The organism is Verrucosispora sp. WMMD703, from assembly GCF_049178935.1.
Taxonomy (GTDB): domain Bacteria; phylum Actinomycetota; class Actinomycetes; order Mycobacteriales; family Micromonosporaceae; genus Micromonospora; species Micromonospora sediminimaris.
In genome coordinates this window covers 4,500,703-4,521,493 of the sequence record NZ_JBMHMM010000004.1, presented here as the reverse complement: position 1 = coordinate 4,521,493, position 20,791 = coordinate 4,500,703, and the positions used below count along the sequence as shown (strand labels likewise).

At 69.4% G+C, this 20,791-nt stretch carries 13 protein-coding genes and 1 tRNA gene; 7 read left to right on the top strand and 7 right to left on the bottom strand.

The features are described from left to right. Positions 1-28: 28 nt before the first annotated feature. The gene (locus tag ACN26Z_RS21110) at positions 29-1,315 is read right to left on the bottom strand and encodes an IS256 family transposase (protein ID WP_421460383.1); all 1,287 of its coding nucleotides are present in this window, start codon (positions 1,313-1,315) and stop codon (positions 29-31) included. Positions 1,316-1,460: 145 nt separating this feature from the next. On the opposite strand from ACN26Z_RS21110, the gene ACN26Z_RS21105 reads away from it, so the two are divergent. The 4 genes from ACN26Z_RS21105 (at position 1,461) to ACN26Z_RS21090 (ending at position 9,429) form a co-directional block, all read left to right on the top strand. After that, positions 1,461-3,338 (top strand): Hsp70 family protein, encoded by a 1,878-nt coding sequence (locus tag ACN26Z_RS21105; RefSeq protein WP_421463063.1) that lies wholly within the window; start codon positions 1,461-1,463, stop codon positions 3,336-3,338. 28 nt (positions 3,339-3,366) lie between these two features. Then, positions 3,367-5,304, top strand: a complete 1,938-nt coding sequence (locus ACN26Z_RS21100) for an AfsR/SARP family transcriptional regulator (protein ID WP_421463061.1) — start codon at positions 3,367-3,369, stop codon at positions 5,302-5,304. Between the two features lie 330 nt (positions 5,305-5,634). After that, positions 5,635-8,613, top strand: a complete 2,979-nt coding sequence (locus ACN26Z_RS21095; protein ID WP_421463060.1) for a BTAD domain-containing putative transcriptional regulator — start codon at positions 5,635-5,637, stop codon at positions 8,611-8,613. Positions 8,614-8,931: 318 nt separating this feature from the next. Continuing rightward, positions 8,932-9,429: a nitroreductase/quinone reductase family protein gene (locus tag ACN26Z_RS21090; protein WP_421463059.1), complete on the top strand. Its 498-nt coding sequence runs from the start codon at positions 8,932-8,934 to the stop codon at positions 9,427-9,429. Between the two features lie 143 nt (positions 9,430-9,572). Here the strand turns inward: ACN26Z_RS21090 and ACN26Z_RS21085 are convergent, their stop codons facing one another. Further along, entirely contained in the window at positions 9,573-10,586 is a 1,014-nt protein-coding gene (locus ACN26Z_RS21085) for a DUF3885 domain-containing protein (RefSeq protein ID WP_421463057.1), read from the bottom strand. A 152-nt stretch (positions 10,587-10,738) separates the two neighbouring features. Here ACN26Z_RS21085 and ACN26Z_RS21080 point away from each other — a divergent pair, with 152 nt between their 5' ends. Then, positions 10,739-10,987 carry a hypothetical protein gene (locus ACN26Z_RS21080; RefSeq protein WP_421463055.1) on the top strand — a complete coding sequence of 83 codons (249 nt, stop codon included), beginning with the start codon at positions 10,739-10,741 and terminating at the stop codon, positions 10,985-10,987. Here ACN26Z_RS21080 and ACN26Z_RS21075 read toward each other — a convergent pair. From ACN26Z_RS21075 to ACN26Z_RS21060, 4 genes are all read right to left on the bottom strand, one after another. Continuing rightward, on the bottom strand, positions 10,967-11,893 hold the full coding sequence (locus ACN26Z_RS21075; RefSeq protein ID WP_421463053.1) for a formylglycine-generating enzyme family protein: 927 nt from the start codon (positions 11,891-11,893) through the stop codon (positions 10,967-10,969). The two genes, ACN26Z_RS21080 and ACN26Z_RS21075, sit on opposite strands and share 21 nt — an antisense overlap. A 159-nt stretch (positions 11,894-12,052) precedes the next feature. Then, entirely contained in the window at positions 12,053-13,027 is a 975-nt protein-coding gene (locus tag ACN26Z_RS21070; protein WP_421463052.1) for a hypothetical protein, read from the bottom strand. Positions 13,028-13,345: 318 nt separating this feature from the next. Next, positions 13,346-13,417, bottom strand: a tRNA-Pro gene (locus tag ACN26Z_RS21065). A gap of 100 nt (positions 13,418-13,517) precedes the next feature. Continuing rightward, entirely contained in the window at positions 13,518-14,930 is a 1,413-nt protein-coding gene (locus ACN26Z_RS21060; protein ID WP_421463050.1) for a hypothetical protein, read from the bottom strand. Positions 14,931-15,472: 542 nt separating this feature from the next. Here ACN26Z_RS21060 and ACN26Z_RS21055 point away from each other — a divergent pair. After that, complete coding sequence (locus tag ACN26Z_RS21055) at positions 15,473-18,391, top strand: caspase, EACC1-associated type (RefSeq protein ID WP_421463049.1); 2,919 nt, start codon at positions 15,473-15,475, stop codon at positions 18,389-18,391. Between the two features lie 809 nt (positions 18,392-19,200). Here ACN26Z_RS21055 and ACN26Z_RS21050 read toward each other — a convergent pair. Then, a complete protein-coding gene (locus ACN26Z_RS21050) occupies positions 19,201-20,199 on the bottom strand; it encodes a hypothetical protein (protein WP_421463048.1) in 999 nt (332 codons plus the stop codon). Between the two features lie 175 nt (positions 20,200-20,374). Between ACN26Z_RS21050 and ACN26Z_RS21045 the strand changes: the two genes are divergently transcribed. Further along, positions 20,375-20,734: a hypothetical protein gene (locus ACN26Z_RS21045; protein WP_421463047.1), complete on the top strand. Its 360-nt coding sequence runs from the start codon at positions 20,375-20,377 to the stop codon at positions 20,732-20,734. The last annotated feature ends 57 nt before the right edge of the window (positions 20,735-20,791 follow it).

Sequence of the window (20,791 nt, the reverse complement as noted above, 5' to 3'; positions counted from 1 at the left end):
TCGCTAAGGGTGTTTCCGGCGATCTTGGTTAGTAGGTTTCAGCGGCTGGGAAGCGGTCGCTGAAGGTGATGGCGAAGGCGTTCAGGGCGGGTTTCCAGCGCATCGTCCATCGGGTTCTGCCTGCCCCGGTGGGGTCCAGGGATCGGGTCACCAGGTACAGACACTTCAACGCGGCCTGCTCGTTGGGGAAGTGGCCGCGGGCCTTGACCGCCCGCCGGTAGCGGGCGTTCAACGATTCGATCGCGTTGGTCGAGCAGATGACGGTGCGGATCTCCAGGTCGTAGTCGAGGAACGGGATGAACTCCGCCCACGCGTTGTCCCACAGCCGGATCACCGCCGGATACCGGCCGCCCCATTTCTCGGCCAGGTCGTCGAACGCGGCCCTCGCGGCGGTGGCGTTGACGGCGGTGTAGATCGGCTTGATATCGCGCTTCAGCTCATCCCAGTAGCGCCGCGAGGTGAGCCGGAAGGTGTTGCGGATCAGGTGGATCACGCACGTCTGCACGATCGTCTGCGGCCACACGTTCGTGACGACATCGGGCAGGCCCTTCAACCCGTCGCAGACCAGGAAGAACACGTCCTTCACGCCCCGGTTGCGCAGGTCGGTGAGCACGCTCATCCAGAACTTCGCGCCCTCACCACCCGAGCCGGCCCACAACCCGAGGATGTCCTTGTCCCCGTCGAGGGTGACCCCGATCGCGGCATAGAACGGCCTGTTCGCCACCTGCCCATCCCGCACCTTCACCACGATGGCGTCGATGAACACCGCCGCGTAGATCTCGTCCAGGGGCCGGTGGGACCAGTCGGTCATCTCCTCGATCACCTTGTCGGTGATCCGCGAGATCGTCTCCTTGGACACCGAAGCCCCGTAAATCTCGGTGAAGTGCGCCGAGATCTCCCCGGTGGTCAAACCCTTGGCATACAACGACAACACCACCTCATCGACGCCCGACAGGCGACGCTGCCGCTTGCGCACGATCTGCGGGGTGAACGTGCCCGCCCGGTCCCGCGGCACGTCGATCTGCACCGGTCCCGACGCGTCGGTCAACACCGTCTTCGACCGAGTGCCGTTGCGGATGTTGCCCGAGCCGGCGCCGTCGGGTTCGTGTTTGGCATAACCGAGATGCTCCGTCATCTCCTCGTTCAACGCGGTCTCCAGGACCGTCTTGGTCAACTGCTTCAACAGCCCGTCCGGACCCGTCAACGACAAGCCCTGCTCCTTCGCGGCCCGAACCAGCTCAGCGGCGGCTTTCGCCTCCGCCGACGGCTCGGGCCGCTTCTTCCGTCCGGTCTGGTCGTTCAGTGTCGCGGTCATCACGGCACCCTCCTCACCAGGCACAACGCCCGGCAGGTCAGGCCGGAAACACCTTTAGATCCACAGACCCGGGAGACCAGCCCGACCACTGCTGACTGTAGTTACGGCATGACGTGAATGTGATCCTCATGTTTGACTGTCGGGTATGCGAGCGGGGCAGGCGCGGCTGGCGATCGATTGTGGAAGCGCCACGACGACCGCGGTCCTGGCCTGGCCTGACGGGTCGTGGTCGCCGCTGCTGTTCGACGGCGAACCGGGGCTGCCCAGCGCGGTGCTGGTGGCTGGTGATGGGTCGGTGGTGACGGGGCAGCGGGCGTGGCAGGCGGCCACCGTCGATCCGCAGCGGTTCATACCTCGTCCCCGGCGCCCCGCCGACGAGCAGGTGAGTGTCGCCGACGTGCAGGTCGCGCCGGCGGATCTGGTGGCGGCGACGCTGCGGCGCGTCGTCGACGAGGCCCATCGGATGGTCGGCGGGCCGGTGGAGGACGTACGGCTGGTGGTGCCGGCGGGGTGGGGGCCGCGCAGGCGGACGTGGCTGCGGCAGGCCGCCCACCGCGCCGGTCTCGCGCAGCCGCGCCTGGTGGAGGCGCCGGTGGCGGTGGCCTCGGACGCCCTCGCCTCGGGTGTGCAACTGCCGGTGGGCTCGGTGGTCGTGGTGTGTGACCTGGGCGCCGGCGTCGAGGTGAGTGTGCTGCGGCGCGGCCCGACCGGGTTCGAGGTCCTGTCGACCCTCGCCGACCCCGACGCCGCCGGTGACGCCATCGACGCCGCGCTGACCGCCACCCTGCTCCCCGACGGCGGGGCGCCGGCGGCGGACGGGTGGGCGCTGACGGCGAGCCTCCGCACAGCGAAACACGCCCTGGCAGGGCATGCGGCGGTGGCCGTGCCGGTTTCCTCAGGGCCGGCGGTGGTACTCAACCACACGGCGGTAGAGCAGGCCGCCCGCCCGGTCCTGACGCGGGCGGCGGGCCTGGTGCGCGACGCGGTCGACGCCGCCGAAGTCGACCCGACCACCGTCACCGCCCTGTGGTGCGTCGGAGGTACGGCGCAGATGCCGCTGGTCGCCGACGTGATGACTGCGGAGACCGGGTTGCGGCCGCTGCTGGTGCCGGATCCGCTGGTGGCGGCGGCCCGCGGCGCGGCCGACGCCGGCGGCCTCACTACGGAGCAGACGGCACCGGTGGGGGAGCCGGTGCCGTCGGTGTGGCGGGCGGTGGCGATCGGGGTGCCGGGGTTCGCGTCGCTGGCGCTGGTGTCACACGCGCTGTTCACGGCGACGTGGCATTCCGGGCTCATTCGGGAGTGGGCGTTCATGAACTGGGGTGAGGTGGCGATGGCCTCGGTGTTCGCCGTGATCGCCTGCCTCGCCGCCGGCACCGTCCTCGGTTCGTCGCTGGCCTCGCGTACCGACAGCGGGGTGCCGCTGTCACCGGCCGCGCAGGTCGCCACCGGCATCCTTACCTCCGCGTGGCTCGGGGTCGCCGTCGTCGGCATGTACGCGGTGGTGGGTTCGCAGTACATCGGCACCGAACTGGGGGCGTTCCTGCGCTGGACCCTGCTGCCGGTCGCGCCGATCCTGCTGGTCGCGATGGTCCTTGCGCTGATCGCGTTCCGTCAGTGGCGTACCCCGCGAGGCGGCTGGTCGGAGTTCCTCGCGTTTCCCGTCTCGTCGACGCTGACGGCCACGGTGGGGATGGTCCTGGTTCAGTGGTCGCTGCCCGCGACCTATTCGCCCGGCATGGAGGTGTGGCTGGGGCTCGGGAGTCGCCTCGGTGGTCTGCTGATCGGGGTGGGGGTGATCACCGCGTTGGTGTCCGGGTGGTGGTTGCGGCTGGTGATGGGTGTTCCGTTCGCGATCCTCACCGCGACCCTGGTCGGCCGGTACAACACCGGGACGGTGGCCGGCCTCTACGTCGTCGCTGTCACGGCGTGGTGGCTGGCTCGCCTGTGGACCCGAATCCTTTACACGGCGCCTAGCCAGCCCCGAGGCAACCTTGTCCCACCCGGCCCACCACGTTCGTGACGCGCAGCCGGGAGGGGGTGAGGAGAGAATGCGGTGGCCGCGGCACGTCGCGTCGCTGCTGCTGACCGCCGTCCTGCTGGTGGGTCCGCCGATCCTGCTGGTACGGCTGGTGGGTTGGCCGTCGATCGACTCGCCGCAGGTGGCGTTGTGGCAGTGGGTCCGTGACCCGTTGACCGAGCAGAACCTGATTCTGCTGCTGGTGGGGCTGGCCTGGCTGCTGTGGGCCTTCGTCGCCTACTTCGTCACGGCCGCGACCGCGACCCGTGTGTGGGCCGGCGTGCGGTGGCTGCGCCGCCTACCGCTGCCCACCCCGTGGCAGGCCACCGCCACCGGCATGGCCGGCGCCGCCGCCCTGACCATCGCCACCCCGACCGCCCCCACCCCCGACGCCAGCCACCCGGGGACAACCACCACCACTGGCACCGACCACGACATCGTCGAACAGGCTGACACCGCCGACGGGGTCGCCCTGTCCGGCGGATGGCTGCCCTACGAGGTCGCCGAGCAGGTGACCGCCGCGGCCGGGCTGGTGTGGCTGCGACGCCGCCGCGCCTACCGCCCCACCCGCCCACACCGCCACAGCCAGGACGCGCAGGACCTGGCCCCGCTCCCGTCCACCGTCGCCGCCATCCAGGCCGCCACCGGCAGCCGACCCCCACCACCGGTGTCCGCCCCGGCCGCAGGGCTACCGCCGATCGGATTCCCACCCACCGGAGTTGGGCTGACCGGTCCGGGAGCGCTGGACGCCGCCCGCGGACTGCTGATCACCGCACTCCTGGCCACACTGCGGCAGAACACGGTGGAGCTGGTGATCACCCGCCGCGCCGTGGACATACTGCTCGGACCGGCCGCCCCACACCTGCGGCCCGGGGCAGGGCTGCGGATCGTCGACACCGCCGCGCACGCCACGGCCCTGCCGGCCGACGCCAGGCCGTCCCTGTCACACGGCGCCGAAGGTGGCCGGCGGGTGTTGATCCTCGACGAACCGCCCCGGAGCAGCCTCGCCAACAGCGGGGCGACAATGGTGGTGCTGACGGCATGGCCGCACGCGACGACGTGGTACGTCGAGGCAGGCGGCCACACCCGCACCTCCGACACGGCAAACGCCGGCCCACGGGTATGTGTGCTCGATACCGTCGCCACCACGGACCTGCTCACCGTCACCGGCCACCTCCAGCCACCGGCACCCGACACTCCCACACAGCCCCAGCCCCAGCCGCAGGTGCGGGTGCCGCGGCCCACAGCCCCACACCACGACACCATCCGTCCCGACAAGCGGGTGCTGGTGCGAGTTCTGGGTGAACCGGCACTGCTCGTTGACGGCGCGGCCCTGACGGTGCGGCGTACCGCCGCCCGGCAGGCTCTGGTCTTCCTCGCCGTGCACCCCGACGGGGTCGACAGTCATCTCATGGCCGAAGCCCTCTGGCCAGGACTACCCGGCCAGCGGCTCACCGGACGCCTCTACACCACCCTGAGCGAACTCCGCACCGCCGCGCGCACCGCCGGCCTGCCCATCATCGACCGCACGGGCGACCGCTACCGTCTGCACCCTGACCACGTCGACGTCGACCTGTGGTACTTCCACCGTGCGGTCGACCGCGCCGCGGCCATCCTCGCCGACCCCTCCACGGCCTGGCAGGCCGTCGTCGACGCCTACGCCGGCGACCTCGCCGCCGGACACGCCTGGGCATGGCTCGATCCGCACCGCGAATCCACTCGCCGTCATGTCCTCTACGCCTATGCCGCCCTCGCCGCCGCCGCACCTGATCCCCGCCAGGCACTGGCCTACCTACAGGACGGCATCCGCGTCGACCCGTACAACGCCGACCTGCACCACCGCGCCGCTAGCATCCTGACCAGCCTGGGTGAGCACATCGCCGCCGCCGACCTGACCGACCGGTACACGCGGCGACTCGCCACCGCCGGTCTCACTGCCGAGGGCGCGCTCATACGCGGCGGCACCTGACCGCCAGCTCGGTCCCGCACCGCAGTACCGTCCCGAATGGCACCTGGCCGGGCCTCAACCGATCGACCGGGCGCGGTGAAAGCAGATGGGGCGGCTGCCGGCGTGGTCGCCGCATCACGGTGCTCGGGCCTGGTGTCAGCAACCGCGACCGGCCCTCAGCGGCGAGGCCCATATGGGCGGCACCGGGTCTGACCTGCGGTTGTAAGGTTCTGTTAGACGGTGTTAGGTGCTGTTAGACCCGCAGCCGGCCTCAACCGCCCGCCTTTCTCCTACGTTCGGTGTCACGACCGCATCGGTCGCCACGGATGAACGACGCAAGGGGAGGGCAGCGTGAAACCACCGGTCTCGACAGCGGGGGTCGCCGCGGTCGTGCTCGCGGCGGCGCCACTGGTGCTGCTGTATCTGGCAGGCTGGCCGACGCCCACGATGCCATCTGACAGCCAGCTGCGGGCGTGGCTGTACCAGCCCCTGACCACCGGGTTCCTCACCACAATGCTGCAGACCAGCGCCTGGCTGCTCTGGGCCATGCTCGCCACCGCCATCGCCCGCCGCGTACACACGGCCCTCACGGCTCGGCTGCGATGGCGGATCGCGCTGCGCATGCCGGGACCGATGCAGGGCCTCGCGGCCGCGCTCCTCGGCGCCACCGCCGTCACCTCCACCGCGCTACCCGCCGCCGCGCACACCACCACCACGACCGACACGACGCCCGACAGCCCGCCAGGTGAGGACTCCCTCGCCCCGCGGTCCGACGCCGAGCTGTCCACCTCGGACCGCCTCGGCGCAGGCGGGACATCACCAGCGAACACCGGCCACGGCGCCGGTGACAACACTGGTCAGGAGAACGCTGCTCGACGCGGCACGTCCATCTCCGCCAACGCTGTCCACGCGGCGAGCGGAGCACCGGCGGCGACGCGGCCGACGGACAGCCACCGGGACAGAGCAGCGTCCGGGCAGACCTACACCTGCATAGTGGAGCGCGGAGACAGCCTCTCAAAGATCGCCAAAGAGTGGCTCGGCGACCCCAACCGGTGGCCCGAAATCTTCGCCCTCAACCGAGGCACCCACTTCCGCGATGTCGGTGGCACGCTCACCAACCCCAACCTCATCTACCCCGGCTGGACCCTGCACCTACCCGACGACGCCACACCACCGACCACCGCGCAACCGCGAACCCCGCCAGCACCCACCCCGCCACGCACACCGAACCAGCCACCTTCAGCGACCCCACCACCCGCCTCCACCGCCACACCAGACACGGCGCCACCCGCCCCGCAGTCGACGGCAGCGCCATCGACGCCGGCCACCCCCGACCCCGACTCCGTGGTCGAACGTCCCCCGGACACCACGCCGTCTGCCGCTGCGACCTCCCCGACGACCTCCCCGGCCCCGAGCAGCACCACACCGACCGCATCCCCAACGGCCGACAACCGGCCACACGACGACACCGGCGGGGTCAGCCTTCCCGGAGGTTGGGTACCCATCGGACTGGCAGCGGCGCTGGCCGCCGCCGCATCGATGGTCTGGCTACGACGCCGCACCCGCTACAACCCCATCACCGATCCCAACCCGGCCAACGACCCGACCCTGCAACCGCTGCCCGCCGTCATCAGCCGGCTGCGCCGAGCCGCCCGCGAGCAGGCACCCGACCTGGTCACCCCACCCGCCCCGCAGCCCACCGTCCGCGACATCGCCGAAGGCACACCACCGGCACCAACCCCGACCGGCCCGTCCGGCCCGCAACTCGCCGGCCTGCCAGAGCATCCCGCCGACGAACTCGGACTCACCGGAGCAGGCGGACCCGACGCGATCCGCGCAATGCTCGTCGCCACCCTGTCCTCCGGCAGCCCCGACGACCCCGACGCCCGCGGCCACATCGTCATCCCCGCCACCGCGCTGGCCGACCTGCTCGGCGGCAACGCCATCACCGACCTCGTCGGCGTCATCCCCCGACTCCACGTCACCGCCGGCCTGGACGACGCTCTCGCCCACATCGAAGCCCAGATCATCCACCGCACCCGCGCCGTCACCGACGCCGACGTCACCAACCTCGACGACCTCCACCAAGCCGACCCGCACCACGAACCGCTCCCACCGATCATCCTGATCACCGATGTGCCGGACACCGCGATCCGAGCCCGGCTCTGCACCGCCCTGCACCTCGGCCACCCCCTCGGCATCACCGCCCTCATCGCCGGCGACTGGCCCCGCGGCACCACCCTGACCGTCGCCGCGGACGGCACCACCACAGACAACGACACCCAACCCGGACCAAAACTGGCCGTCCTGGACAGCGACACCACCCTGCAACTGCTCACCGTCCTCACAGAGGCACACACCGGCGACCGCGCCAACCCACCGCCCCCGTCGGATCCGCAACACGAGCAGACCGCCCCTGCGGCGGAACCGGGAGCCGCCACCGACCTCGCAGCGCCCGTCACCGCTGAAACCGACACCAACCAGGCGGACATTGCCCGCCAGCCGCCAACCGACAGCCCTGAGCCGCCAGAACCAGCGGCGAACCGTATACAGCCGAAGGTCCGCGTCCGGATCCTCGGCAGCCCCGCGATCATCGGCGCCGACGGAACCCCGGTAACGGGCGTCCGACGGGCCAGCTACGAACTGCTCACCTACCTCGCGGTCCACCGCGACGGCGCCGACATCACCGACATCGAAGTCGCCATGACCCCGGAGGCCACACCCCGCCGCGCTCGCGACCGCCTCTCCACCAACGTCGCCAACCTCCGCAACCGGCTCACCACCGCCGCCGGACTCAACCCAGGCGACGACACCCACACCTTCAAACCGGTGGTCAACCCCGGCGGCCGCTACTACCTCGACCCCAACCTCCTGGACATCGACTGGTGGCGAGTCCTCGACGCCACCAGCCGCGCCGGACGCACCACCGACCGACAAGCCCAGCGCGAAGCACTCGAGGAAGCCGTCAGCAACTGGGGTGGCCTGCTCCACCACGACTACGAATGGTCCGACGGCCCGGAACACACCTGCCGACAAGTCGGCGTCAACATCCACGCCCGCCTCGCCGTCCTGGTCGCCGACACAGATCCCGACCGCGCCCGCAACCTCCTCGACGCGGCATGCACTATCGACCCCATCAACGAGGAGATCGCCCGCCTCGCGATGACCGCCCACAGCCAGACCGGCGACACCGCAGCCGTGCGAACGCGACTCACCGCACTCACTCAGGCGCTCCACACGATCGACGAAGAACCGTCCGAGGACACCCACCGACTGGCCCGCCGCCTGCTCCACCCCGCATCACCAAGAACGGACAAACGGTCGACGTAGCTCGCCGGCCTCCGGCACGTTGCGCGGCACCAACAGCTGGTGTCGGTGTCCGCGTTCCCGTGCGGAGCCAGGTACGCCCGACGTACACAGGGCGGGATGTCCGCCACTTCGGCTCCGTCGGCGACTGCGGACGCAGCGGCCTCCCTCCGCAGCTCACGCTGGGCTACCAAGTAGACCCGAGTCGATGCGCTCGGATCGCGGCCATGAGCGGACGTTGACTCGATCGGGTGGGCAGGCCGGCTGTCGTCAGAGCGTTCGGCGCTACCGGCCTGCCGCCGGTTGCCGTTCGTGCGTGACAGCGGCCCATACGATGAAGGAGTGACCGAGTCCTCGCGCCCTGCGAAGAAGCCGTGGTTGCCGCCCCGTTGGTTCATTCGGCTGTTCTGGTCGGCTCACCGGGGCGTGTTCCGGCGATCCGGCGGCCGGGTCGGACTGTCGCGTCCGCGCGGCAACCGGTACGGAATGCTGCGCCTGACCACCGTCGGGCGTCGCACCGGCCAGCAGCGCAGCGTGATCCTCGGGTACTTCGAGGACGACGGGAATCTGGTCTCGCTGGCCATGAACGGCTGGGGAGAGCCCGAGCCGGCCTGGTGGCTCAATCTGCAGGCGCACCCGGACGCGACCGTTGACCTGGTCGACGGGCCGCGGCCGGTGCGCGGGCGTGCTGCGACCGGCGACGAACGGTCACGGCTGTGGGCCCGCTGGCGTGAGATCGACAAGAACCTCGATGGCTACGCAGCGCGGCGGTCATCCGAAACCGCGGTGGTCGTCCTGATGCCCCGGCCCGACCCGTCTGAGGCGTCGCGGGACACCTGATCCACTGGCTCTTGCTGGATGGGCTGATCAATCACGTGTTCATGGACGTGGAACCAGCGGCCGACGCCCACCAGCCGCCTCCAGTGACGAGCGCCTTCGCGACATGACAGTACGTCCGATGCGGGGCCGGGCGGCTGCTGGGATCAGAGTCCGGCGGGATGGCTTGACAGCCATTGGCGATGACGGTCACGTAGGGCATCGCGCTGCGCGGTGTTCGCCAGCAGCACGTCCGCGCCACCGTCGTAGGGCGCGTAGAGCCAGGCCAGATCAGGTGGTGCGATGATCACATTGGTGATCCGGTCGTCAGCGACTTCACGAAGCAGTCGATCGAGGCGACCGGGCTTCCAGGCGATGTGGCTGACGTAGGTGTGGGCGAAGGCAAGTTCGGGATCGAGGTCTGGCCAGGACAGCACCGACCAGCATTCACCGTCCGGTAGCAGATCCTGCAGGATCGGCGTTCGACGACGGGGCACTGGCGTGAACGCTACTTCCAGCGTGATCACGAGCAGCTCCGTGGTATCGCCGCGAAGTTCATCGAGAATGGTGTTGTGCCGGTGCAGGATGGTGCCGTACTCGGACTCGCTGTCGGCGTAGCGCTTTGAATCAGGCAGGCTATGCAATCGCACCCAGCGGTCATCCAGCCGCCTGAGGTGATGACTGATGGGTGCGACCTGCGGCCAACGGGTCTCCCAGACCTCCTGCAGACGATGCCCGACAGCGCCTGGTGGGGGCCACACTCGGACCTCGCCGGAGGGCACCGACTGCCGGCCCGACAGGACCACCTCCCGCAACGCGATCACATAGGGATCGTCGCTCGGTGCATCCGGGTCGGCGTCGAAGACCACGATCAGCGGATCCTCTTCCCACTCCCAGCCCTGGATCTCACGCCAGATCCGCAGGTTCGGATGCTCGACCTCCCGGCATGCCTCGGCCGGCGCCAACATCCCGATCGCCTCCGCAAGCTGCGCCTGCCCCAGCCGCACCGAGCCGCTGCCACCACGCCACCCCGTGACCGTGGCCAGCACTGCAGCCGATAGCAGATCCTCACGCGCGTTGACCCGCACGAACCCGATCTCCCACTCCATGGCGACGGAGGCGATCTTCCCATCCAGGCCGTGCTCGATGACGCGAGGAATGAAGCCGATGCCATGCAGCACCGGCCTCTCCCAGCCCCGATCCTGCTCACATCGCACCAGCGCTTCCTCGATCTCCCGAGGCGTCGACCACCTCTGCGACATGCCGAGATCATCCCAAACACGATGACCCCCCGGCTGCTGACCCAAGCGCCGACAATGGCGAGCGAGGCGAGGTGCCGCTGTTCGTCGGTACTCCGACCGCCGACGAGATTGAATTGGGCGTCGGCCTGCGCGGAATGGAGCCCGGGTGGGAACGCTGGTCGGACGATGAGTGGACTGCCTGGTACGAAACGACGCCGTCCGAGTCCGATGTGATGGCGATGGCCGGCCGCTGGAGCACCGACCCGAGCGCAATCGACGACGCCACCGTGACTGAAGGTGGCATCTACGGACTACCACCGTCAGTCTCCGACACGTCTTGAACTGACAATCCGGCTCGCAGACCCTCGGTCCCCTTGCGGACTCTCGTCGGCAGAGCCGTGAGCCGGAGGACCCAGCACGCACGACGTTCGTAGCGAGCGCTGATCCGCGCGCGCCGTGGCGCATCTGTCCTGTCCGGCGGCTGGGGCTAACGGCGAGGTGGCAGTGGTGCGACCGGGCGGACCGCGGTGAATTGGGTGTGCTCGTACCGGGTGGCGGCGAGTAGCAGCAGCCATTCGTCGCAGCCCCTGCCACGGGTAGACGTCGGCGGCACCGCCGCGTACCGTTCTGGGACCGTCACCGGTGCGTGGGCGGGCATCCGCCGGGGCGTCGGCGAACCCGGGAATCCACACGTCGGCGCAGATCTCGTTCGCCGAGCCCATCGCGGCCAGCCCGAACGCGTTCTCGGTGGCGGCTGTCCGCTGTTCATCGCTGAAGTCGTCGAGCACCTGGTCTTCGCCGGGTTTCCCGTCGCCGCGGAAGGTCAGGGTGGTGGTGCCGGCTCGGGCTGCGTACTCCCACTCCGCCTCGCTGGGCAGCCGGAACGGCAGCGCATCGAGGAGGTCATCCAGGTCATCCTCAAGCCGGGCCGTGCCGGATTCCGCGTCGGCGTAGTCGTCCTCGTACTCGGGCAACCAGTGCTGCACCTGCGCGACCGTCAACGGATGCCGAGCGATAAGGAACGACTCGACCCGCACCTCACGGACCGGCTGGGCGTCACCGGCGCCGGCGAAGAACGGCTCAACAGTGTCCTCGACTCCGCCGCCGCGCTCGATGACGCGTACCGCCGCCAGTTCCGCCTCGGACAGACCCATCCGGAAGGTCCCACCCGGCACCTTTCGAAACACCACGCCGGACGCGACGTGCCGCCAAGCCGGCCGCCCCGCCACCATCTCCTCGGTCCACATGGCGCCGAACGCTAGCAGCCACCAACCCCATCGCCCGGTACGAGCACTCGGTCGCCACGCGCTCACCGGCTACGACCGTGCTCCGGTCGCCCGAGCTGAACGAGACGCTACGTGGCGAGCGATTCGCGTCAGAAGCGGACGTCTGATCTTGAAATGCGCTCATTCAGTGAGCCGGCGGCACGCACTCCGGCTGGGCGGTAATCCGGCCTGCTTGAAGATGAGCTGGCAGCTCCCGTTCGTGGGGTCCCAGAGCTGATCGTTTGTTACCAGCGCCCGAACCAGTGCGCGTTGCGGTTCAGTAAGGGGCCGGTGCGTCGCGTACGGCTTGGGGAACGCGAACCGCACCAACGCGCCCCAGCTGTCGTCGAAGCCGGCCCAACTGTCCCGACTGGCCGCCTGGCAGGCAGCCGTGGCGATCTCGTCGAAGTCAGCGGCCACGCGGATCGCCGCGCCTACGAGAGCGAACTGGTGAACCCCCGGAGGTGGTGGCTCAGCCAGCGCGGCCAGGATCAGCTCACGGGCGTGTGGGTCGTCCTCGTGAGCCAGCGCGGCCCGGAGCCGGACCGCTGGGTTCGGGTCGGAGAGCCGGTCGCGGAGGTCAACGCCGAGTTGGCCGAGGCAGTGCATCCACTCTGCCTGCGGCCCGGCGCCGCGTTCCGACCACTCGAGGACGAGCGCCGCCAGTTCCTCCTGCCGGTCCGCCAGGGACTGCAACCGCGCGATCGCCACGAGATTCTCCGCGCGGAACAGCGCCCGATCTGGCGGGGACGCCGCGAGCAGCGGAAGCACTACCGGGTACGCCTGCGCCACGGCATCGGCGAGGTCCGGCAGTATCTTGGCGAAGTCGCGATCGTCGGCGAGGTGGGTCACGCTCATAGCCGCGTCGCCGAGGAACTCTAGAAGCGATTCGACGGCGTCCGGGTGGGCTCGCTTCTCGGCGAGCAGCGCGGTCACGGCCCGAACTGCCGGCGCGGTCGCGGTCTCCGGGAAACCCTGATGCAGCACCGCCATGTCAAGGTGATCCAGCGCGGCCTCCCGGGCCTCGACATCACCGAACTCCAGCGCGACCAGGTGCCCCGGGGTGTCGGTCGCCCGGCCGTATGCGTGCCCGAGCCGGCTCCAGTCAACCGTCATCGTCTCGTCCTCCGGTCCAGGTCATGGCTCGGGCACGACCTGGATCTCCAGTCGATGCCGGAGGTAGTCGTCGGTTGAGGTGCGAGCGGTCTGCCCGGCCTGAGCAACGTGGTCCCGCATCTGGCTGGGGTACGTCTGTGTCCAGGATGGGGCCTGGCAGTATGCATCGACACAGGTCCAGGTCGCCGGTCAGGAAGAGGCGTAGTGCGCTCAGGTGGAGATCCACCGGCTACTCGCCGAGGGGCCCGCCGCCTCGACTCGCCGTTGACGTGCATTTCCCACGCTTCTCTCCAGCGCCCCAGATGGTAAGGCCGGGAGATCCGTTGACCGGGCTCGAACCGGCGTCCTCCCGGTCCCTAGCCGGGTGCTCTACCACTGAGCTACAACGGACCTCCACAGGCCTCGCCGACCGGGCTCGAACCAGAGTCCACCCGGGCCAGAGCCGGGCGCTCTACCACTGAGCTACGACGGGCGCGATCATGCTGCCCGATCACGGCTCGACGTGTCCACCCCGTTCCGGCAGCTCGCTGACCACGACGTCACCCGGGATCAGCGACTGCTCCAAGCCACCCTTGATCGTCTTGCCGGAGAACGCCCCGCCAGCACGCAGCATCGACGCCCACAACGGGTCCGCGATCGACACCCCATGCACCAACTCGGGCGTGGGCCGGAACACCCCGACGGCTGACAGTGGCTTGAGCCCTGTCCAACCCGACGTGACCGGGTCGACGCCACCATCGGCGCATGCCGCCTCCACATCCGTACGGGTGCAGGCGGCGGTGCCGTCGAGCACATCCCACGGCAGCGGCAGCCGAGCCCACACGCCCACGTCGGGGTGCAAGCCGCCGCCGGTCGACCGGTGCCACGCCGCCAGGTCCGCCGCGATCAGCATCATCGCCTTGCCTGGGCAGGACGCCTCCAGCAGCCCAAGGCTGCCGGAGGCGTCCAGCGTCGCGATCCACGCCGCCCGCGCGGCGTTGTACGCGCCGCACAACAGGTTCCACGTCGACGAGTCGTTACCCCGCCTCACGATCATGGTGGCCCGATCGAACTTGCTGGCCACCCACACCCGCTTGAGCAAAAACGCGACCTGGCGCATCGTCGCCCACCACCGGCCCAGCAGCTCACCACGCTGCGCGTCGGTCAGCCGGGCGAGCACCGCCGGCGTCGGATGGGCCTGGGCGATCATCCACCAGTCCGTCGCCGGGCTGGCGGTGCAGTGCTTGAACAGCAGGTCGGCAATGCCGTCGTACGGGTTGTCCCGCCCTGACAGCGTGAACTCCCGCCGCAACTTACGCTTGGCTGTCAGATACGCCACGAAGCACCCCGCCCACGGATCAGCCACAAACGCATCCCGCTCGATGCTCCCCGCGAACCCGGCCCGCGCGACCATCGTCAAATGCCGCTTGGTCTGCTCGACCGCCAACCTGTCGGCCTTCGCCGACAGCCGCTGCGTCACCCGGAACCGCCGGTTGTACTGCCGCTTCGACAACTCGATCCCGGCCGCGGCCCGGCCCTCCCGATTCAACCGATCACGCAGAAAATCCAGCCGGGCCGGATCGACGGCACCCAACGATTCACTCAGGCGGGCCGAGAAATCCAGCAGCGAAACGGGATCGTCCGGGTCGATGCCGTCCCGCGGCAGCTCGAACAGCCGCGCCGCGGCGTCGATCTGACGGGCACCTCCCACCGACCGCGCGAAGTCCGCCGACATCGAACTCCACCCGTTCCACCGCGACGCCGCACGAGCCGCCCGCCCCAACGCCATCCGGTCCCGAAGCCCCAACTGGCCGCCCACCACCCGCAACACCAGATGCGCGACCTCCTCCGGCCGACGCCGTTCATCCAACGACGTGTGCAACGCGACCAGAGCATCCTCAGCAGAGGTCTCGGCGATCGACATGGCGGGCATCCTGGCAGGCACGACGACACCGGAGCAATCCGATTCACCACTGAACCTGGCACCACACCAGGGGCATGCTCCACGTTGCCTACGCCACCTTCGATGGCGAGCGCCTCCGCGCGGGACCGCCCCGGCGAGTTGGGCAGGCCCAACAGCTGGTGTCGGTGTACGAGAGTTTTAATACAGAGCCAGGTACACCAGACGTACACAGGCGGAATCCGCCACTACGGCTCCGTCGGCGAGTGCGGACGCAGCGGCCTCCCTCCGCAGCTCACGCTGGGCTCGCAGATCCGGGTCCGCGCGCCCGGGTGAACCGCCCCGGATTTTGTAGAGAGGTCGCCAGAAACCTGGTGGTCGATATGCCCGCTCTGGCGGAGTCCGGCCCAATCAGTGCCTGCCGCGGGCAGATGGTCGCCAACCCGCTACAACGGTAGTACTCGCCGGCAACACGGGCCGTAACTGAGGTCCGCGTGGTGGATCGATCGTGCGCAATCGGCAGGTTACGTTCGATGGATCCTGCCGATCGATCCGCCGGAGCGTCGATGCGTCTGCCCGACCGAGCACGGTCCTCGCTGCTCCTCATCGGCTCGGCCCAGTATCGGTCCGAGCACCTGCCCGACCTGCCTGGGGTCGCGAACAACGTCGCCGATCTGGCGGATGCGCTCACCGGCGATGCGGGCGGCTTCGATCAGCGTACCTGCGTGCAGCTGCTGAATCCGGACTCGGCACTCACCGTGCAGCGGGCGTTGCGCCGGCAGGTTCGGAGCACCGAGGACACGCTGCTGGTGTACATCGCGGGGCACGGTTGGCTCGGTCACCGGGGTGAACTGTATCTGGGGCTGCCGGACGTCGACCCGGAGGAGCTGCGGGTGACCGCGTTGGCGTTCGACGCCGTCAGAGAGGCGCTGCTCGATTCGACCGCCGCGAACAAGGTTCTCATCATCGATGCCTGCTACAGCGGCCGGGCACTCGAAGGGGTGATGGCGAGCGAGGCTCCGCTGGGAGCACTGACCGCGATCGAAGGCACCTACACGCTGACCGCCACCAGTGGCAACCGGCTGGCCATCGCCCAGCCGGGAAGCCGGCACACCGCCTTCACCGGTGAGCTGCTTCGGCTCTTGACCGACGGTGTCCCCGGCGGTCCGCAGCTGCTAACCCTGGACCTGCTGTATCAGGAGCTTGTTCAGGCGGCGAAGGCCAAAGACTTTCCACAGCCCGAACAGGTCAACAGGGGGACCGTTCGCGATCTCGCCATTGCCCGCAACGCCGCGGTGGAGCAGACCGACGGCGGTGTCGGCGAGCAGTTCGACGACGGGGCTGTTGAGCTGCCGGCCATCGCACCGCGGTGGATTGTGCCGGGGTTCGCCGGCGAGCATGGGCTCACGCGCGACATGCTCGGAATCAAGGCCGACTCCGACGCGGTGGCGGTGCTGCTGGCATCGCGGAGCCTGAAACCGCCGCTGGCCTTCGGCGTGTACGGCAAGTGGGGCAGCGGCAAGACATTCTTTATGCGCACCCTTGAGCGCGAGGTCAAGGCGCTGGCCGACGATGAGCTGCCAGGGCTGTGCCGCAAGGTCGAGAGTGTCTGGTTCAACGCATGGCACTACGCCGAGGGAAACCTGTGGGCAAGCCTCATCCATCGGATCTTCTCATCCCTGCACGGCGACGGCCCGGCGGCCGAGAAACGGCTCGACGCCGCCATGTCCAAGATCACGGCGGTGACTGAGGCGAAGGCCGAAGCGCAGGCCAAAGTACAGGCGGCCCAGGCGACCGCCGATGTCGCGGCCGATCGGCTCCAGCAGATCAAGATCGATTACCAAGAAGCCCGGAACAAGGCGAAGCAGGCCACCCTCAAGGACTCCTGGAAGGCGTTCACGCTCGATACCGAGGTCCGCGGACAGTTCGACGAGGCCAGACAGACGCTCGGACTACAGAAAGCCGGGGACAGTGCTCGCGAACTCGCCGACGCCGCTGCGGAGGTGCGGCAGCTCGCCGGGCGCGGCTGGGCGCTCGCGACCGCCGGACGTTGGTGGCAGACACCGCTGTTCCTGGGGCTGGTCGCGGCCGCGCTCGTCGGGGCGGCAGGCCTGGGCATCGCGGCGCTGCTCGACGGCCGTACGACGTGGCTGTCCCCCGTCATCCTCCGGATTTCCGAGCTGGGTGCCTTGGCCGCCGGAGGCGCGGCCTGGCTGCGGCGACAGACGGATCTCGCCCGCCGGCTGCTCCGGCCCGCCGAGGCGGTGCAGCGTCTGGTCGACGAACGTGTCGCCGCGCTCGATCGCGAGCACCAGAGCAAGTGCGAGGCGGCCGAACGGGAGCTCCGCGAGATCGAGGACCAGCGCGACGGTGCCCTGGCCCAGCTGGCCGAGGCCCAGGCGCGCGTCGCCGAGGCCACCGCCGAGCTCGACCAGCTCCACGGGCCGCGGCTGCTGGAGCACTACCTGGCCGAGCGGGTGAACAGCGCCGACTACCGGCAGTACCTCGGCGTCGTGGCGCAGGCTCACCGCGACCTGGAGGACCTGAACTCCTACTTCACGACCGCCCTCGACAGCGCCGGCGATGCGAAGCCGGTCGACCGGATCATTCTCTACATCGACGACCTCGACCGGTGCTCGCCGACGATGGTGGTCAGGGTCCTGGAGGCGGTTCACCTGCTGCTGGCCCTGCCCCTGTTCGTCGTGGTGGTCGGCGTCGACGCGCGGTGGCTCATCCGGTCGCTGCGCGAGGAGCATTCGGTGCTGCTGGAGTCCGGCGAGGACGCGTCGACCGCGACGACGGCCACCGACTACCTCGACAAGATCTTCCAGCTCGGCTACGGCCTGCCCGACATGACCGTCGACCGGTGCGCCGCGTTGCTGATCAACGCGGCCGTCGCCAGCCAGACGACTGGGCCGGACCAACCCGCGGCAGAGCGGGCGGCCGCCGACGCTGCCGAGCCCTCCCGGGCCGCGCCAGGCGCGGCGCGGTCCGATTCCACCGGCCGACCGGCCGTGAGCCGGCCCGCGGACATGCAGCTGGCGGCCGTCAACGCGCTCGTGCTCGACGACCCGGAGCTGGCCCTGCTCGCTGCGGTCGCGCCACTGGTCGGCACGTCACCGCGACGGACGAAACGCTTCCTCAACGTTTACCGCGTGATCCGCGCCCGCACGATGATGGACGAATCGCATAGCAGGCTCCTGGCCGAGCCCGGTGCCTCCGCTCAGCTCATCACCGTTGTCGCGCTTGCGCTCGGGCTGCCCAACCGGATGCCCGTCGCGCTCGACCTCATCGCGGCCGACGACCCCACCACCGTGAGCGCCTTCCTCTCCGCGCAGCAGGTCCCCCCGTCCGAGGCCCGGCTTATCCGAGGCTTCCTCGAAGTCGGCGGCGAGCTGCAGGAGCTGCCCGTCGGGGTGCTGACGCGATGGCTGCCGCTCGTCCGGCCGTTCGCATGGCCGTTCGGCAACACCCTGACGTACTGAAGGCCGCTATCCCCAGCGGGCCGAGTCCGGAGGGCGTCTTGCCCGTTGGTGAGGCGTCCTCAAGCCCGTCCGAGCGGACAGCGGCTACCTATTGACTGGTGGTACGACCGCAGCTCGGCCAGATCCGTACACACGATTACCTCAAGAGCGGCCTGCGACATCGGGGCACGCGGGAAGCCCTACGCCGGGCAGCATGTAGTCGTGGCTCCCGACCAACTCGTTGGCTGCGTTATTTTCGGGTTAGCCTCCGCCGGCGTGGCCGTTGCTCGTGCGATACGTCATTCGCGCAACCGCGCCTCCGCGGGGTTGCGGCCCTCGATGCGCTGCCAGGAGGTTCTGGCGGGGGACCGAAGAGTGATCGCGCCTGACCCGCGAAGTGTGACCAGGGCCGTGTGACCAGATGAAACTTCATCGACCGTTCGGTGGTACCAGAGGATGTGAGTCAGCTTGAGATCGATGGGTTCCGCCGAGTCGCTGACTCGGTGAAATCGGGCGCCGCGGAAGACCGGGCCGCGGAGGTTTCATACGGTCACAGTCGCCCCGGTCTCACCAGAGCCGCGAACCTCGCAAATCTGCAGCTCCACGTCATTCGGTACATCATCCATATGTCGATAATCGCCGACGCGCCCACCAGCCGGCGGGAGACCGGACGGGGCGGGGGCGTCGGACGGAACTGGCGTCAGGGGCGGGGTGTCGGCGGCATGTCCGGATGGCGCTGGTAGGCAAGGCGCGTGTGGACGGGCTGTACAGGTGATGCGGCGGGCGGGCGGCGGCCCGGCTTCAGGCAGGCTCGGGACAGTCGTGCAGATTCATGCTTCGAATGGGTCCCAGTGGGTCGTGTAGCGCAGCAGCGAGCGGGCCAGGTCGGGGTTTGCCGCTGCCCACCGGGTTTCGAAGAGGAACCATTGGTCGAACCCGAAGAAGTCATCGATGTATCGGGCGACTTGTGCGATGTGGGGGTCGAGCCGGATCAGCGATTCGGTAGGCCGCCGCGCGGCTCCCGGCTCTCCTACGTCTTCACGGGTCGGGTCGGGTGTGGGCGCGTGGTCGAGGCCGGCGGGCGAGGGTGCGTAGCCGGGTAGCCGGGCGTAGCGTCGCAGGGCCGAGCCGACGTCGTTGTCTTCCGGGGCGACGAGGGCTTTCAGGAGCTGGGCGTCGTGGGGCCAGGTGTGGGCGTCGAGGTCGTCGGCGTCGCGCAGATGGGTGGCGAGGTCCGGCAGGGTCAGGCCGGGGAACACGGTGGCACCCGGCAGGTCCAGATTCCGGTAGGTATCGGGTGATTGCCAGCAGAGACGCACCGAGTAGACGGACTCGGGGCCGGGCGGAACCAGCCGGACGGTCTGGACGGGCACCGCAGGGTTGAAGACCGCACCGCAGGCGGCCGTGCTGGTGGGCAGGGGCCAGGTGTCGTGCAGCAGGAACGCGAGCCGGTCAGGCGACGCGTCAACGGCGGCGGCGTCGAGGAAGTAGTAGGCCAGGTCCACCTCGTCGTCATCGGTACGCACGCGCAGGGCGTGCTCACCGAGTCGGATGAAGGTGTCCTCGTCGTCGCCCTCCACCCACAGGTGCTCGGTCAACAGCGCACGCAGGTCGTCAACGGACTCCGGACGAGGCAGGTTCCGATTCCGGGCCTCCTCGAAGATCGACTCCAAGCCGTAGACGTCGCCGCCCAACTCGCTGTCGATCCATGCGTGCGGGTCGTCGTGCTCCCAGCCGCGGCGGAACCAGTCCAGCACGGTCGCGTCCGGCACGGTGACCACCCGCTTGCTGAACGGCGACTCCTCCCGCCACCGGCACACGAAGAACATGCCGGACACCCTAAGCGGATGGTCCGACACGGCCCTGCGGCGACGTCCCCCCGGCTACGTCCGGACGCCACAGCGGTCGGGCACCAACGTCATCTCCGCGGCAGGCGCTCTGTGGAAGACCCACCGTCGCCTCGGTGGGCTCGCTTCCGGCGAGCCGGAGCGAGACGATGGGTCGATGACCAAGCCGAACGAACAGACGCAGGACGAGGTTGGCTGGTTCTGCGTCCGCTGCGTCTTCCGTGTGGGCTCCGACTCGGCGAGCCAGTTGTACGAGGAACGGCTGACGCTGTGGCGCGCCGCAGGTTTCGACGAGGCGATCGGACTGGCCGAGGACGAGGCGCTCGGCAATGCGGCGGAGCACCCCGACATGGACTATGTAGGACTCTCCCAGGCGTATCGGCTGTTTGATGAGCCCGGGCATGGAGCAGAGGTCTTCTCGCTGCTACGGGCCAGCGACCTGGATCCGCCGACCTACCTGACGAGGTTCTTCGACACCGGCGAGGAAAAACAGGGCGGGCTTGAACCCGACACCTGACCGAGCGCCACCCCTGTTTCCAGCACGTTTGCGCCGATCTCGCACCCGATCCGCGGC